Raw genomic sequence first — 13,528 nt, 5'->3', positions numbered from 1 at the left:
ATAATTTAGCCCAAACTGCTATAGTGCCACGTTTATTTTTACCCCTTCGGCATAGCGTTATTAGGTTTATGCTTATTTTTAAGCGGCGCCAGCTGGCTAGGCCAACATTACTCGATTTGGAAGTTCATTTTGATCACAACAGCAAATATCACCATGCAGTTCGGCGCTAAGCCACTGTTTGAAAACATCTCAGTTAAATTTGGCGGAGGTAACCGTTACGGTCTTATCGGCGCGAATGGCTGTGGTAAATCGACCTTCATGAAGATCCTGTGTGGTGATCTAGACCCTAGCAGCGGTAACGTTTCGTTAGATGTCAATGAGCGTCTGGGTAAATTAAGCCAGAACCAGTTCGGTTATGAAGAGTTCAACCTGATTGATACTGTGATCATGGGCCACCGCGAACTGTGGAAGGTTAAGCAAGAGCGTGACCGTATTTATTCTTTACCTGAAATGAGTGAAGAAGACGGCATTACCGTGGCTAACCTTGAGATGGACTTTGCTGAGATGGACGGTTATACCGCCGAATCTCGTGCAGGCGAATTGCTGCTGGGTGTGGGTATTAGCATCGAAACCCATTTTGGTTTGATGTCAGAAATCGCTCCAGGTTTGAAACTGCGAGTATTGTTAGCACAGGCGTTGTTCTCTGATCCTGATGTGCTGCTACTTGACGAACCGACCAACAACTTGGACATCGACACAATTCGTTGGTTACAGGACATGCTGAATCAACGTAACAGCACTATGGTGATCATTTCGCACGATAGATATTTCTTAAACTCAGTCTGTACTCATATGGCTGACTTAGATTACGGCGAGCTGCGCGTTTATCCTGGTAACTACGACGAATATATGCAGGCGGCAACTCAAGCTCGCGAGCGTTTATTGTCTGATAATGCCAAGAAAAAAGCCCAGATTTCTGAGCTGCAAACCTTCGTAGCGCGCTTCTCTGCGAACGCATCTAAGGCGAAACAGGCTACATCACGTGCCCGTCAAATCGACAAAATTAAGTTAGATGATATTAAAGCCTCTAGCCGTGTGAACCCGTTCATTCGTTTTGAGCAAGAAAAGAAATTATTCCGTAATGCCTTAGTGGTTGAGCAATTAACTAAAGGCTACGATACGCCACTGTTCAAAGACTTAAACTTGATTGTTGAAGTGGGTGAGCGTATTGCGGTATTGGGTGAAAATGGTGTGGGTAAAACAACGCTGTTACGAACTTTGATCCATGATATTCCACAGGATAGCGGTACTATTCAATGGTCTGAAAACGCTAACATTGGTTATTATGCGCAGGACCATGAGTCTGATTTCGCAAACGATATGACTCTGTTCGAGTGGATGAGCCAATGGCGTAAACCTGAAGATGATGACCAATCAGTACGCGCTATTTTAGGCCGTATGTTGTTTGGATCTGACGACATTAAAAAGTCAGTCAAAGTGTTATCGGGTGGTGAGAAGGGCCGCATGTTATTTGGCAAGCTCATCATGCAAAAAGCCAACATTCTGGTACTCGATGAACCGACCAACCATATGGATATGGAATCCATTGAGTCATTGAACAACGCGTTAGAAATGTACGAAGGCACATTGATTTTCGTGAGTCATGACCGTGCATTTGTATCGTCACTGGCGAACCGTATTCTTGAAGTGACTCACAAAGGCGTGAATGATTTCAGAGGCAGTTACGATGAGTTCCTTGCCAGTAAAGGGATTGAATTATAAGATTGATTAGTCTGCGATATTAAGCGCTGCTAATCTAAAAACGCCGCAATAAATTGCGGCGTTTTTGTCTCTGTTTTCTGCTTAATTCTCGTTATGGGTTAGCATTATTTTTGTTGTACGTAAATTAAGTCGTCAGTATTAAAACCGCGCGCTTTTGACATATCAACAAACTTTTGCAGTACTTCTGCTGGCACAGTCGGTGTTCTTGCCAGTAACCACAAATAATCTGTGTCAGGCCCCGATATAAAAGCATATTGGTAGTTTTCATGATCTAATTCGAAGACCACATAGGAGCCATAAAATGGCCCAAAGAAGGAGACTTTTAAATAGCCTTCAGTATCGCCATTAACAAAATAGGCTTTACCTTCGGCTTCTTTCCATGCATTTTTTTCGGTTGAAAAACCACGGTTAATCACCATCACGCCGCCATCATCTTTTAGGCTATATTCGGCGCTAACTTGGCTTAACCCTCTTTCAAATGAATGATCTAATCGTGCTATCTCGTACCATTTACCCAAATATCGATTCAGCTCAAAATTATTTACGGGTTCAACATATTTGGGCATACCTAAGCAACCGCTCAGTAAAAAGACACTGATGACTAATAATAGTTTTTTCAATTTTGCCTCCGAATACAAAGTGTTCATTGTAGATTTATGGATCATTCCGATGGTGTATTTAGCCATCGCAGAGCCGGATTGATACGCGTTTTTAAAACCTACCTTTATACGTAAAAAGCATTGATTGTCATACTATCTGTTAACTCTTCAATCAGAATCAGTGAATAACTGATTAATCCCCCTGTACTGTAACGTTATTATGGAGATTACACATAACACTATAAATACGGCTCAGCTTAATCATCTGAATTAATGTATTGCTTGCGGTCTAAATCGTATTTTCGCATTTTGTCGTAGAGGGTTTTACGCGGTAGTTCAAGTTGTTCCATCGTCAGCTTAATACTGCCCTTGTTATGACTGAGCGCTTCTTCAATTAATACGCGCTCAAAAAACTCGACTCTTTGAAGTAAGGACATGCTTGAGTGCAAACTGGGCGTATTGCCCAACGTGCCGGCAAAGGCCGCTTCTCCGCCTAATAGCACAAAGCGTTCTGCTAGGTTACGTAACTCACGTACATTGCCTGGCCAATCGTGGGAGGTGAGTATGGCATTTTGTTCGGCATTTAAGGCGATGAGCGCTTTGTGATAGCGCGCTGACGCAACACGGGCAAAATGTAGGAATAACAACGGAATGTCTTCACGGCGATCTCTTAATGGTGGAATGGGCACTGTCACTAGATTTAAGCGATACAGTAAATCCTGACGAAATTCCCCCGTATCACACAGGCTTTTTAAATCCACTTTTGTGGCCGCTATCACGCGTATATCTAAGCTGATGCTTTTATTGGAACCTAAGCGTTCAACCTTACGATCCTCAAGTACTCGTAGCAGCTTTATTTGTAGTGACAGTGGCGTACTTTCAATCTCATCTAAAAATAACGTGCCGCCATTGGCATATTCAAATTTACCAATGCGCATCTTGTCTACGCCGGTAAAGGCGCCGGCTTCAGCGCCAAAAAGTTCACTTTCAATCAGGTTTTCGGGAATAGCCCCACAGTTGATAGCAACAAAGTTAGCTTGGTTACGGCTGCTATGATCATGCAGATAACGGGCGACGAGCTCTTTACCTGTGCCCGTTTCGCCTTCAATTAATACGTCGGCTGGGGTGTCTATCACTTGAGTAATAATATGGCGCATGCGGTTAATGCCGACACTGTTGCCTAAAATGCGTGGCCCCGGCACGCTCTGGCTCTCGAGATCCTTTTTGAGCTTACGGTTTTCTAAGGTTAAGCTACGTTTATCTAGGGCGCGTTTGACTACGTCGAGAATATGTTCATTATTAAAGGGTTTTTCAAGAAAGTCGTAGGCGCCTTGCTTTAACGCATTGACCGCCATGGCGATATCGCCAAAGCCAGTCAGTAGTACTACGGGTAGATCAGGGTCTTGTAGGCGGATTTGCTGCATTAAATTGATGCCGTCTAAGTGCGGCATGTTGACATCTGATATCACCATGCCGGCCCAATCTTTATGCAAAAGCTTAGCGATACCTTTAGGCTCTGTAGTCGCAATCGCTTTAATACCTTCTAGTTCAAACAGTTGAACTAGAACTGTGCCTATGTGCGGCTCATCGTCAACGATGAGAACAGAATAATCTTGGATTGAATTGAGCACACTCATGAGACTAACGTTCCTCGAGCAAATAAATAGGTAAAATAATCTGGAAAATGGCGCCGCCATCTTCGGCATTAGCCACGTTAATCTGGCCTTGCATTGATTCGATAATACGTTGTGAAATCGATAAACCCAAGCCAAGGCCGTGACGTTCACTGGTGGTAAAATAGGGCTCAAATATTTTTTCGATTTGGCTTTCACGCACGCCAGGACCTGTGTCTTGAATACTGATGCAGAATTTATCTTCGCCAGTTACACGAATGATTAACTGGCGTTTTACCGATTGTTGCATCGCGACAACCGCGTTACTCATAATGTTGACAAATACTTGTTGTAGTCTGACTTTATCGCCCCACACTTGATAATTACCGCTGGGTAACTGCACGTCTAATTCAACACCTTGCTTGTCTATTGCGGGCTGAACTATGGTCAGTGCTTGTTTTAGGCAACGGCCAATATCGGTGGCGCTATCTGTGCCTTGGCTTTTGCGAGTAAAGCTTTTAAATTGTCCCACAATATCGGCCAGTCTATCGGTCAGCTCAATAATTATCTTGATATTATCGAGGGCTTTATCTTGCATATTACGGGCTAGGAAAGTTTGAGTATTCTGGGCATAACTGCGAATAGCAGCGAGAGGTTGGTTTAGTTCATGGTTAATGCTGGCGGCTAAACTGCCTATTACAGTGAGTTTTGCCGCTTGGATCAGTTCGTCTTGAGTGTCTTTGAGTTGATGGTTGGCTTGCTGCAGGTCTTGAGTGCGTTCTTCAACTCTTTGCTCTAATAGGCTCTGAGCCAATTGCATACGGTGTAAGTTACGGCGGCGTTCGGCGCTAAATAAGATACTCAGTGCCAGTAACAGGTAAATACTGGCACTGAGTAGCATCAGTGCAGGTAAAGAGGTCATCAGCGGATTAATCGGCGCGAATATATGCACTTGCCAACCGGCTTTAGACATTTGTTGGTGATTATCCATATATTGTTCATGCTTGTTACCCGTTTGCAGTTGGTAAATCATCGCCTGACGACCACTCTCATAGGCTGGTTTAATTAATAGCTCGCCAATCGGGCGCGCAGCGTAACGCTTGGATGTATCCAGAGTATGCTGTTTTATCTCAGTCAATGGCGTCAGAGATTTTAAACGCCATGCATCGACGCTAGAGATAAACACAATATCTTCGGGATCGCTGATAAGGAATTGATATTGGCCTGCGATAGCAATACTCGTGCTTTGCTGCTCGATACCACTTATATCCACTTTAACGATTATCGCGCCGAGTATCTCTTTACCCCCTTGCTGATAAATCGGGTAGGAAAAGTAAAATCCGCGCTTATCAGAGCTGGTACCCACGGCATAATAACGGCCTAAATTGCCTGAAATTGCATCGCTGTAATAGGGTCTAAAGGAATAGTTTTTACCGATAAAGGAGAAACTCTGTTGCCAGTTACTGGCGGCAATCGCGACCCCTTGCTCATCGATAAGATAAATATCCGATGCTTCAGTGACATGTTGAATTTCTTCCAGATATAAATTGAGTTCTTGGATCTTACTAGAGTTTTGTTGATCGTTCAGTACATTGGCTAGCATAGGATTGGTAGACAACACGTGGGGAATGCTTTCGTAGCGCGATAATGAGCCATCAAGAAAACTGACTAACTCCTTCAGTTGTTTTTCTGATTGAGCTTGAATATCAATTTTACCCTGATGTAAATGTACCCAATAGGTCAGTTTTAGCGTTAAAAGTAAGCCTACCAGCAGGACTATAGTCAAAAATAGGCGTTTTTTGGCCTTAGGGGTCATGGGTAACATGGTGTCTATCCTGGTAAAACACGGGCATTAATATCGGATACGGTTTGCTATAAAAAGAAAGCGAGCCAGGTTAGGCTCGCTTAAAAATTAGCGGTAATCAAGGGTTAATGTCATAACCTTGAACTGTAGGCTAATAACCACGCATTGAATCTAACCATTCAGGTAAGAAAAGTGAAATTTGTGGCACGTAAGTGATAAGGATTAAGAAAGCCAACATCACCACTAACCACGGCAGTACTGACTTAATCACCCAGCCAATACTATGCCCGGTGATACCCGCAGTCACAAAGAGGTTAAGCCCCACCGGCGGCGTGAGCATACCTATCTCCATGTTAACCACCATGATAATACCTAAGTGAATAGGATCTATGCCTAATTGAGTTGCGATAGGGAAGAGGATCGGCGCCATAATAAGTACAATCGCCGAGGGTTCCATAAAGTTACCGGCAGCAAGCAACAGTAAGTTAACGATGATCAGGAATCCCCAGGCGGGTAAACCCATGCTAACAATATACTCAGCAATAATGTGAGGGATACGTTCTGTGGTTAATACATGCGCAAATAGCATAGCGTTAGCGATGATAAACAGCAGCATGATACTAACCTTAGCACCATCACGTACAACGTTGCGGATGTCTTTGTTAACGGGTGTTTTTATTAACCCTAATACCATATAACCTAAATTGCGCGCAGTCGCTTTGGCGATATTTTCACCTTCATTACGCCAAGCTACATCTTTTAATGGGCCGATATCACGATAACCAAATACCGCAATAAAGTAAGCATATACACAGGCTACGGCCGATGCCTCGGTTGGGCTAGCAACGCCGCCATAGATAGAGCCTAATACAATAAGGATGAGTGCTAATCCACCCAAAGCTTTGATACTTGAAATCCCCAGTTTTTTAAAGCCCGGAAAAGGGCGTGAAGGTAAGTTTTTGAAACGTGCGACGATGTAGATAACAATCATCAGTATCAATCCCATCATTAAGCCTGGGATTAAACCTGCCATAAACATTCTCGCCGCCGATACTTCTGTCGCCGCCGCATATACCAACATAACAATTGACGGCGGGATTAAGATACCGAGCGTGCCCGAGGTGGTGATAACCCCTGCGGCAAACTTCTCTGGGTACCCCGCTTTAACCATGCCCACAATCACGATAGAACCGATAGCCGCAACAGTAGCAGGTGATGAACCAGAAACCGCAGCAAACAGCATACATGCCATGACAGATGCCATAGCTAAGCCACCGCGGACATGTCCGATACTGTCCATCGCAAAATCAATAATCCGCCGCGCGACGCCACCGGTTGATAAAAAGGCCGATGATAAAATGAAAAAGGGGATAGCGAGTAAAGTGTAATGCTCTGATGAAGACTCATACAATTTCAGCGCAACTGAGGCTAAAGAGTCATTAGAAAAAAATAATATGGTGAGCATGCTGGAAAAACCTAACGCTATAGCGATGGGCATCCCGAGAAACATACACACGAATAGGGCGGTGAATAGGGTCGCAATAGCCATTATTTAATCTCCTTTTCGCCAGAGATAATAGTGGTATTGGTTTGTTTCACGCTTTCATCAATTAAATGCATACTTTCTTTCGCTTCATCTGCAAATTGGAGGCCTGATATTTGGTTGCGTAAAATACCTATAAAAAGTTCGACGAAACGCCACGTCAACATTAAGAATCCGATAATCAAGATGCTTTGAGATAACCAAATGGGAACCGCACCATCTTCTATATCAATTTTTAATACATCCCAGGCGAAGTCAGGGTCGATACTTTGTAAGAAAAACTGAGGGAAATTAATATCTTCCATCGGCACACCAATTTGGTACATCTGGCTTAAATAATCCCAACTACCTTTTAAAAACAGTCCGCAATAAATGATACAGACAGAGGCGGTAATTAAAGCGGTTATCTTTTTGGCGCGAGGTGCTAAGTTTTTAACAAAGGCGTCCACCCCAATGTGCGCGCCGACTTTTACGCCATAGGACATACCAAACAGCACAAACCAACCGCAAAGGGTTAACGTGAGTTCTTGGATCCACAGAAAACCCGTATTGAAGAAAAATCGTGCGACTACTTCCGAAAATACTAACAATGTCATCAAGGTGATCAGTAGATTCAGCACACCTTCTTCAAAATAACCAAATATTCGTGATATCACAGTCATAACTCCCTCACTGAAATAGCCGCTTAAACTCAAATGAACTTAAGCGGCATTTTTATTATTATTTATTATTTATTTGCAGCTACAGCGGCCTCAATCACATCTTTACCGATTTCGTCTTCAAACTTAGTCCAAACTGGCTTCATGACATCAATCCACTTTTGACGATCAGCTTGAGATAGCGTCACTAATTGTGAACGTTTAGAATCAAGAATTAGCTGCTTATCTTGATCATCTTTTTCTCCGGCAATCTTGTTACCTAGTGCGATAGATTCATCTAAGGCTTCTTTGATGATCTTACGTTTATCAGCAGGTAAACCTTTCCAGAAAGTATCAGAGGTCACGACCATATAATCGAGCACGCCGTGATTACTTTCAGTAATTTGGCTTTGTACTTCATAGAATTTTTGTGAATAAGTATTTGACCAAGTGTTTTCTTGACCATCGATAGCGCGGGTTTGTAGCAGGGTAAACACTTCAGAGAAGGGCTTTTTAACCGGAATGGCGTCGATAGCCGCAAACTGAGCAGCCAGAACATCCGATGCCATTACGCGAAACTTTAAGCCTTTCGCATCAGAAGGATTTTTAAGTGGCGTGTTGGCAGAGAACTGTTTCATACCATTGTGTAAATAACCTAAGCCCACGATACCTTTGCGTGTCATGGAGTTTAGAAGAGTTTGACCCGCTTCACCTTGTTGAAAGCGATTAACTGCATCCATGTCATTGAATAGAAATGGTAAGTCAAATACTTGTAAACGTTTAGTGTAACGTTCGAACTTAGACAGTGAAGGCGCGACAAATTGCACGTCATTTAACAGTAATGCTGCTAACTCATTGTTATCGCCAAATAACTGTGAGTTAGGGAATACATTGACTGTGTACTCACCTGGCAAACGTTGTTCCACGAGTTCTTTAAATTTAAGTGCCATTTGGCCTTTAGGGGTATTTTCTGCGACAACATGCGAAAACTTAATTTCAACCGGTGCGGCAAACACGTTAAAACTGGTGGCGAATACCGAAGCAACGGCGAGCATTTTAACGAGGGTTTTAAGTGGACGGGTAAATTCAGTGTGTTGATTCAATGTCATCTTGAGTTCCTTTTTCTATTGTTAGGATTGGTCCTCAGTCTTGGTTGGTTTGTTACCAAGTTTGAGTAGGAGTACAGCCTTGATTTCCCTGAGGTCTGTCTTACTAAAGGCAAATACTACGCCAACTTACACCAAAAACTGTAAGTGTTTGGTTGCAAAAGTGTAGTTGATTTGATGTGTGTCACACATTTAGTTTGGTGGGTGAGATCTCGCTCACAATGTCAATGTGTTTGGGTGGGTAACCACCCAAATGAAATGTTTGTCATTACTCTATAGCGCTTTAAGATGGCGACTAATTAAGCAAAGCTTGTTATTTATAGATCAAAATATGTTGCTAAATCATACTTAGGCACAGGCTGAGGTTGGGGTTGTGACTGCAAAGTAAGGAAATAATACTGCTGACAATGGGTAAGCTAATCGTGACTATCGTTAACTCAGCAGTTATATCAATCGTATTAAATATCTGTTCATTCAGCGTGAGTTCAACGCGCTTTAGACAAGGCGAAGGCTTGAAAGGATAGTGGTGCTCTGTCGAAAGCCTTAAACGCAGTATAAAGCGCTTCGCCATGCAGTTAACATCAGCCACCCTTCGGGAGCCACACAGGTATCTCACTCCAGTGCTGCATTGACTTAAAAGGCAATAACCATTTCTACGTCAATGCGCCTCGGATTGAAATACCTGTGAGGCTCTGAACTGATTAGATATTTAATGTGATTGGTATAAGACATGTCACTTAAAGGATACGTTTAAGGATGGCATCGCTAGGTAAAAGTGCTAAATGGCCTTGCTCGTCAAAATACCAGCCAGTAATAAAGCCCTTTTAGCGCATGTTGACGAGATTATGCATCACTTCTTGTGCTTCTTTTAGGGCGGTTTGTTCATCACAGGCGTGGGTATGCTTTAAATAAGCGGCAATATTGGTAAGAGAAGCTGATTGACTGACGCTGGCCATAATATTGATCTCCAAACAATGCTAAAAGCAAACTGAAGTCAGGCTGAGTGTCGATTGAACTCGGTATTTAGAAGATGATTAAATGCCGAATAGTAAAATTGACCACTAGCTGATTGAGAACAAGCATAGTTGAATAAGAATATGGGTAAAGTTTAATAGGGAATAAATATGGTGGTCGCTACTGGGCTCGAACCAGTGACCCCCTCCTTGTAAGGGAGGTGCTCTCCCAGCTGAGCTAAGCGACCTGGGGGTAAAGCTTGTGTATTGCAGAATTATGGTGGTCGCTACTGGGCTCGAACCAGTGACCCCCTCCTTGTAAGGGAGGTGCTCTCCCAGCTGAGCTAAGCGACCTGGGGGTAAAGCTGTGTATTTCAGAATTATGGTGGTCGCTACTGGGCTCGAACCAGTGACCCCCTCCTTGTAAGGGAGGTGCTCTCCCAGCTGAGCTAAGCGACCTGGGAATTCTGATACTAGATAAATCGAAAGTCATTATTCACTAAAGAATGGTGGTCGCTACTGGGCTCGAACCAGTGACCCCCTCCTTGTAAGGGAGGTGCTCTCCCAGCTGAGCTAAGCGACCTGGGAATGACTACACACATTTTTGTACATCAAGTTATGTTATATGGTGGTCGCTACTGGGCTCGAACCAGTGACCCCCTCCTTGTAAGGGAGGTGCTCTCCCAGCTGAGCTAAGCGACCTGGGATATAACTATTTTGTACAACCATAAATTCTTTGCAAAAAATATGGTGGTCGATACTGGGCTCGAACCAGTGACCCCCTCCTTGTAAGGGAGGTGCTCTCCCAGCTGAGCTAATCGACCTCGCTGTGTGGAGCCGTATTATAGGGAGGTTCGATCGAGTGTCAACGCTTTTTAGTGAAAAAAACATTGGTCGCGTTATTTTTGTTCGTATTGACTTAATGCTATTCATCCTGCGGATCAAAGTGTTAGTTAATTAGTCAATTATTGATGTTTAATTGAAGGGCTGTGTGGCTCGATAGAATCGTGACGCTGTCTAAGGACGGTATTTAAAGCTTAACAGCTGACTTAAATTAGAGGTTTAAGTCGATGCTGGACTGGAACAGTTTTTTAGATGTCTTCTGAGGCAGATAGCTAAGATTTTTCTACGGCCAATTCTACACCAACAGGATTATTTAACATGTAGAGTAGTGATTTTAATGCGATAAGTGAACTGACCCTACTTGTCCCATTTGCAGCACTCGCTTTGGCTGTTAGAATAAGCCCACTTTTACGTGATTGTCTTTATCTAGACGACTTTATATAGGTTAGTGTCCCATTATGACAACTAAGACGCGTTTTGCCCCTAGTCCTACAGGTTTCTTGCATGTTGGTGGTGCTCGTACTGCACTTTATTCTTGGTTACAAGCTCGTGCAAATAACGGTGAGTTTGTACTGCGTATCGAAGACACTGATATTGAACGTTCGACTCAAGCTGCCTGTGATGCGATTTTAGAAGGTATGAACTGGTTAGGTTTGACTTGGGACGAGGGTCCGTACTACCAAACTAAGCGTTTTGATCGTTATAACGAAATTATTGCGCAAATGTTAGAAAAGGGCACTGCCTATAAATGTTACTGTTCACGTGAGCGCATTGATGTCTTAAGAGAAACACAAGCGGCGAACGGTGAAGCGCAAAAATACGATGGTTGCTGCCGTGATTTACCTGTCCGTGACACCGATGAACCATTTGTGGTGCGCTTTAAAAACCCTATTGGCGGTTCAGTGGTATTTGACGACCATGTACGTGGCCGTATTGAATTTTCAAATGATGCATTAGATGACTTGATCATCGCCCGTACCGACGGAGTGCCAACCTATAACTTCTGTGTGGTGGTTGACGATTGGGATATGGGGATCACTTGTGTGGTGCGTGGTGAAGATCATATCAACAATACCCCGCGTCAAATCAATATCCTTAAAGCATTAGGGGCGCCGATTCCAGAATATGCACACGTATCGATGATTCTAGGTGATGACGGCGCTAAGTTATCTAAGCGCCATGGCGCTGTTAGCGTAATGCAGTACCGTGACGATGGCTATTTACCAGAAGCACTACTGAACTATTTAGTGCGTTTAGGTTGGTCACATGGCGACCAAGAGATTTTCTCATTAGAAGAAATGAAGCAATATTTTAAATTGGGTGATATCAACAAAGCCGCTTCTGCCTTTAATACCGATAAGCTGGTGTGGCTCAACCAACACTATATAAAGAGCTTAGCGCCAGAATATGTGGCAACACACTTACAATGGCATATGGACGATCAAAAAATTGATCTGTCAAATGGCCCTGCATTAGCTGAAGTGGTCACTGCATTAGCTGAACGCGCAAAAACACTAAAAGAATTAGCTGCATCTAGCCGCTATTTCTATGAGGACTTTGCCGAGTTTGATGAAGCCCAGGCGAAAAAGCATTTACGCGGTGTTGCGTTAGAGCCATTGCAACTGGTGCAACAAAAATTAACTGCATTAACAGAGTGGACGGCTGAAGCTATTCATCAGGCAATTGAAGATACTGCAACTGAATTAGATGTGGGTATGGGTAAGGTTGGTATGCCTTTACGTGTTGCAGTAACAGGGGCAGGGCAGTCTCCAGGCTTAGATATCACGCTATTTTTAATCGGAAGAAGCCGTTCTGAACAAAGAATATCCAAAGCGATTGAATTTGTAGCAGATAGAATAAATTCCTAAAAAAACGAGTTGACACTTTTAGGTGCGCTGCATAGAATGCGCCACGCAGTTGAGACATAGTCGAGCTAATGCTTGCAGTGCACTTAAATGTCGTTAGATAAGTTTGGGGCTATAGCTCAGCTGGGAGAGCGCTTGCATGGCATGCAAGAGGTCCACGGTTCGATCCCGTGTAGCTCCACCAAACTTACTGCAGATGTTAAGCAGGAACGTGAGTTCAAATTAATATGTCCGGGTCCCCTTCGTCTAGAGGCCTAGGACACCGCCCTTTCACGGCGGTAACAGGGGTTCGAATCCCCTAGGGGATACCAAATATTGGTTCCTAGCAAATGACAACGTGTTGTTTGATAAGAACAAAATCTAAATTTCTGCTGATGTACAGGCCGATAAAGCTTAGTGTGTTGACAAAGATTTGGGGCTATAGCTCAGCTGGGAGAGCGCTTGCATGGCATGCAAGAGGTCCACGGTTCGATCCCGTGTAGCTCCACCAATTTACTGCCTTATTAAGCAGAAACGAAAGTTTAAATTAATACACCAATGGCACTTTTATTTCTTTAGAAGTGGGTGCATATGAGACCGTAGATGTTAAACGGGAACGTTAGGTTCAAATTAATATGTCCGGGTCCCCTTCGTCTAGAGGCCTAGGACACCGCCCTTTCACGGCGGTAACAGGGGTTCGAATCCCCTAGGGGATACCACATTTTGGTTCCTAGCGAATAACTAACGTGTTGTTTGGTAAGAACAAGGCATTTGCTTCCTAGCCTACGGAAGTGAATGTGTTACAAAGCTCGGTTACGAGTTAAATCATAAGTCCGGGTCCCCTTCGTCTAGAGGCCTAGGAC

Annotated in this window: 8 protein-coding genes, 10 tRNA genes and 1 pseudogene; 6 read left to right on the top strand and 13 right to left on the bottom strand. The window is 43.6% G+C overall.

The features are described from left to right. Positions 1-129: 129 nt before the first annotated feature. Entirely contained in the window at positions 130-1,722 is a 1,593-nt protein-coding gene (locus ACRN9H_RS15090) for an ABC-F family ATPase (RefSeq protein WP_220774216.1), read from the top strand. Positions 1,723-1,826: 104 nt separating this feature from the next. On the opposite strand, the gene ACRN9H_RS15085 is transcribed toward ACRN9H_RS15090, so the two are convergent. The 13 genes and pseudogenes from ACRN9H_RS15085 to ACRN9H_RS15025 form a co-directional block, all read right to left on the bottom strand. After that, the gene (locus ACRN9H_RS15085; protein WP_220774215.1) at positions 1,827-2,342 is read right to left on the bottom strand and encodes a lipocalin family protein; all 516 of its coding nucleotides are present in this window, start codon (positions 2,340-2,342) and stop codon (positions 1,827-1,829) included. A 236-nt stretch (positions 2,343-2,578) separates the two neighbouring features. After that, entirely contained in the window at positions 2,579-3,958 is a 1,380-nt protein-coding gene (locus ACRN9H_RS15080) for a sigma-54-dependent transcriptional regulator (protein WP_220774214.1), read from the bottom strand. Between the two features lie 4 nt (positions 3,959-3,962). Further along, positions 3,963-5,759 (bottom strand): sensor histidine kinase, encoded by a 1,797-nt coding sequence (locus tag ACRN9H_RS15075; RefSeq protein ID WP_432314865.1) that lies wholly within the window; start codon positions 5,757-5,759, stop codon positions 3,963-3,965. A gap of 130 nt (positions 5,760-5,889) precedes the next feature. Continuing rightward, positions 5,890-7,287, bottom strand: a complete 1,398-nt coding sequence (locus ACRN9H_RS15070) for a TRAP transporter large permease (RefSeq protein ID WP_220774212.1) — start codon at positions 7,285-7,287, stop codon at positions 5,890-5,892. Next, positions 7,287-7,943 (bottom strand): TRAP transporter small permease, encoded by a 657-nt coding sequence (locus ACRN9H_RS15065; protein WP_432314864.1) that lies wholly within the window; start codon positions 7,941-7,943, stop codon positions 7,287-7,289. Before ACRN9H_RS15065 ends, ACRN9H_RS15070 begins: the two co-directional genes overlap by 1 nt. 65 nt (positions 7,944-8,008) lie before the next feature. Further along, entirely contained in the window at positions 8,009-9,028 is a 1,020-nt protein-coding gene (locus ACRN9H_RS15060) for a TRAP transporter substrate-binding protein (RefSeq protein ID WP_220774824.1), read from the bottom strand. A 734-nt stretch (positions 9,029-9,762) separates the two neighbouring features. Continuing rightward, positions 9,763-9,981, bottom strand: a pseudogene (locus tag ACRN9H_RS15055) (hypothetical protein). A gap of 169 nt (positions 9,982-10,150) precedes the next feature. Next, positions 10,151-10,226, bottom strand: a tRNA-Val gene (locus tag ACRN9H_RS15050). Between the two features lie 30 nt (positions 10,227-10,256). Further along, positions 10,257-10,332: transfer RNA gene (locus ACRN9H_RS15045), tRNA-Val, on the bottom strand. Positions 10,333-10,361: 29 nt separating this feature from the next. Further along, a tRNA-Val gene (locus ACRN9H_RS15040) sits at positions 10,362-10,437 on the bottom strand. Between the two features lie 48 nt (positions 10,438-10,485). Continuing rightward, positions 10,486-10,561 (bottom strand) — tRNA-Val (locus tag ACRN9H_RS15035). 43 nt (positions 10,562-10,604) lie between these two features. Further along, positions 10,605-10,680: transfer RNA gene (locus tag ACRN9H_RS15030), tRNA-Val, on the bottom strand. 46 nt (positions 10,681-10,726) lie between these two features. After that, a tRNA-Val gene (locus ACRN9H_RS15025) sits at positions 10,727-10,802 on the bottom strand. 477 nt (positions 10,803-11,279) lie between these two features. On the opposite strand from ACRN9H_RS15025, the gene gltX reads away from it, so the two are divergent. From gltX to ACRN9H_RS15000, 5 genes are all read left to right on the top strand, one after another. After that, on the top strand, positions 11,280-12,689 hold the full coding sequence (gene gltX, locus ACRN9H_RS15020; protein ID WP_432314862.1) for a glutamate--tRNA ligase: 1,410 nt from the start codon (positions 11,280-11,282) through the stop codon (positions 12,687-12,689). A gap of 105 nt (positions 12,690-12,794) precedes the next feature. Next, positions 12,795-12,870 (top strand) — tRNA-Ala (locus tag ACRN9H_RS15015). Between the two features lie 51 nt (positions 12,871-12,921). Next, positions 12,922-12,997: transfer RNA gene (locus tag ACRN9H_RS15010), tRNA-Glu, on the top strand. Positions 12,998-13,100: 103 nt separating this feature from the next. After that, positions 13,101-13,176, top strand: a tRNA-Ala gene (locus ACRN9H_RS15005). Positions 13,177-13,308: 132 nt separating this feature from the next. Then, positions 13,309-13,384: transfer RNA gene (locus tag ACRN9H_RS15000), tRNA-Glu, on the top strand. The last annotated feature ends 144 nt before the right edge of the window (positions 13,385-13,528 follow it).

The sequence above is a fragment of the Shewanella sp. MF08487 genome, from assembly GCF_050848685.1.
Taxonomy (GTDB): Bacteria; Pseudomonadota; Gammaproteobacteria; order Enterobacterales; family Shewanellaceae; genus Shewanella; species Shewanella glacialipiscicola.
This window is presented reverse-complemented; position numbering and strand designations above follow the sequence as displayed.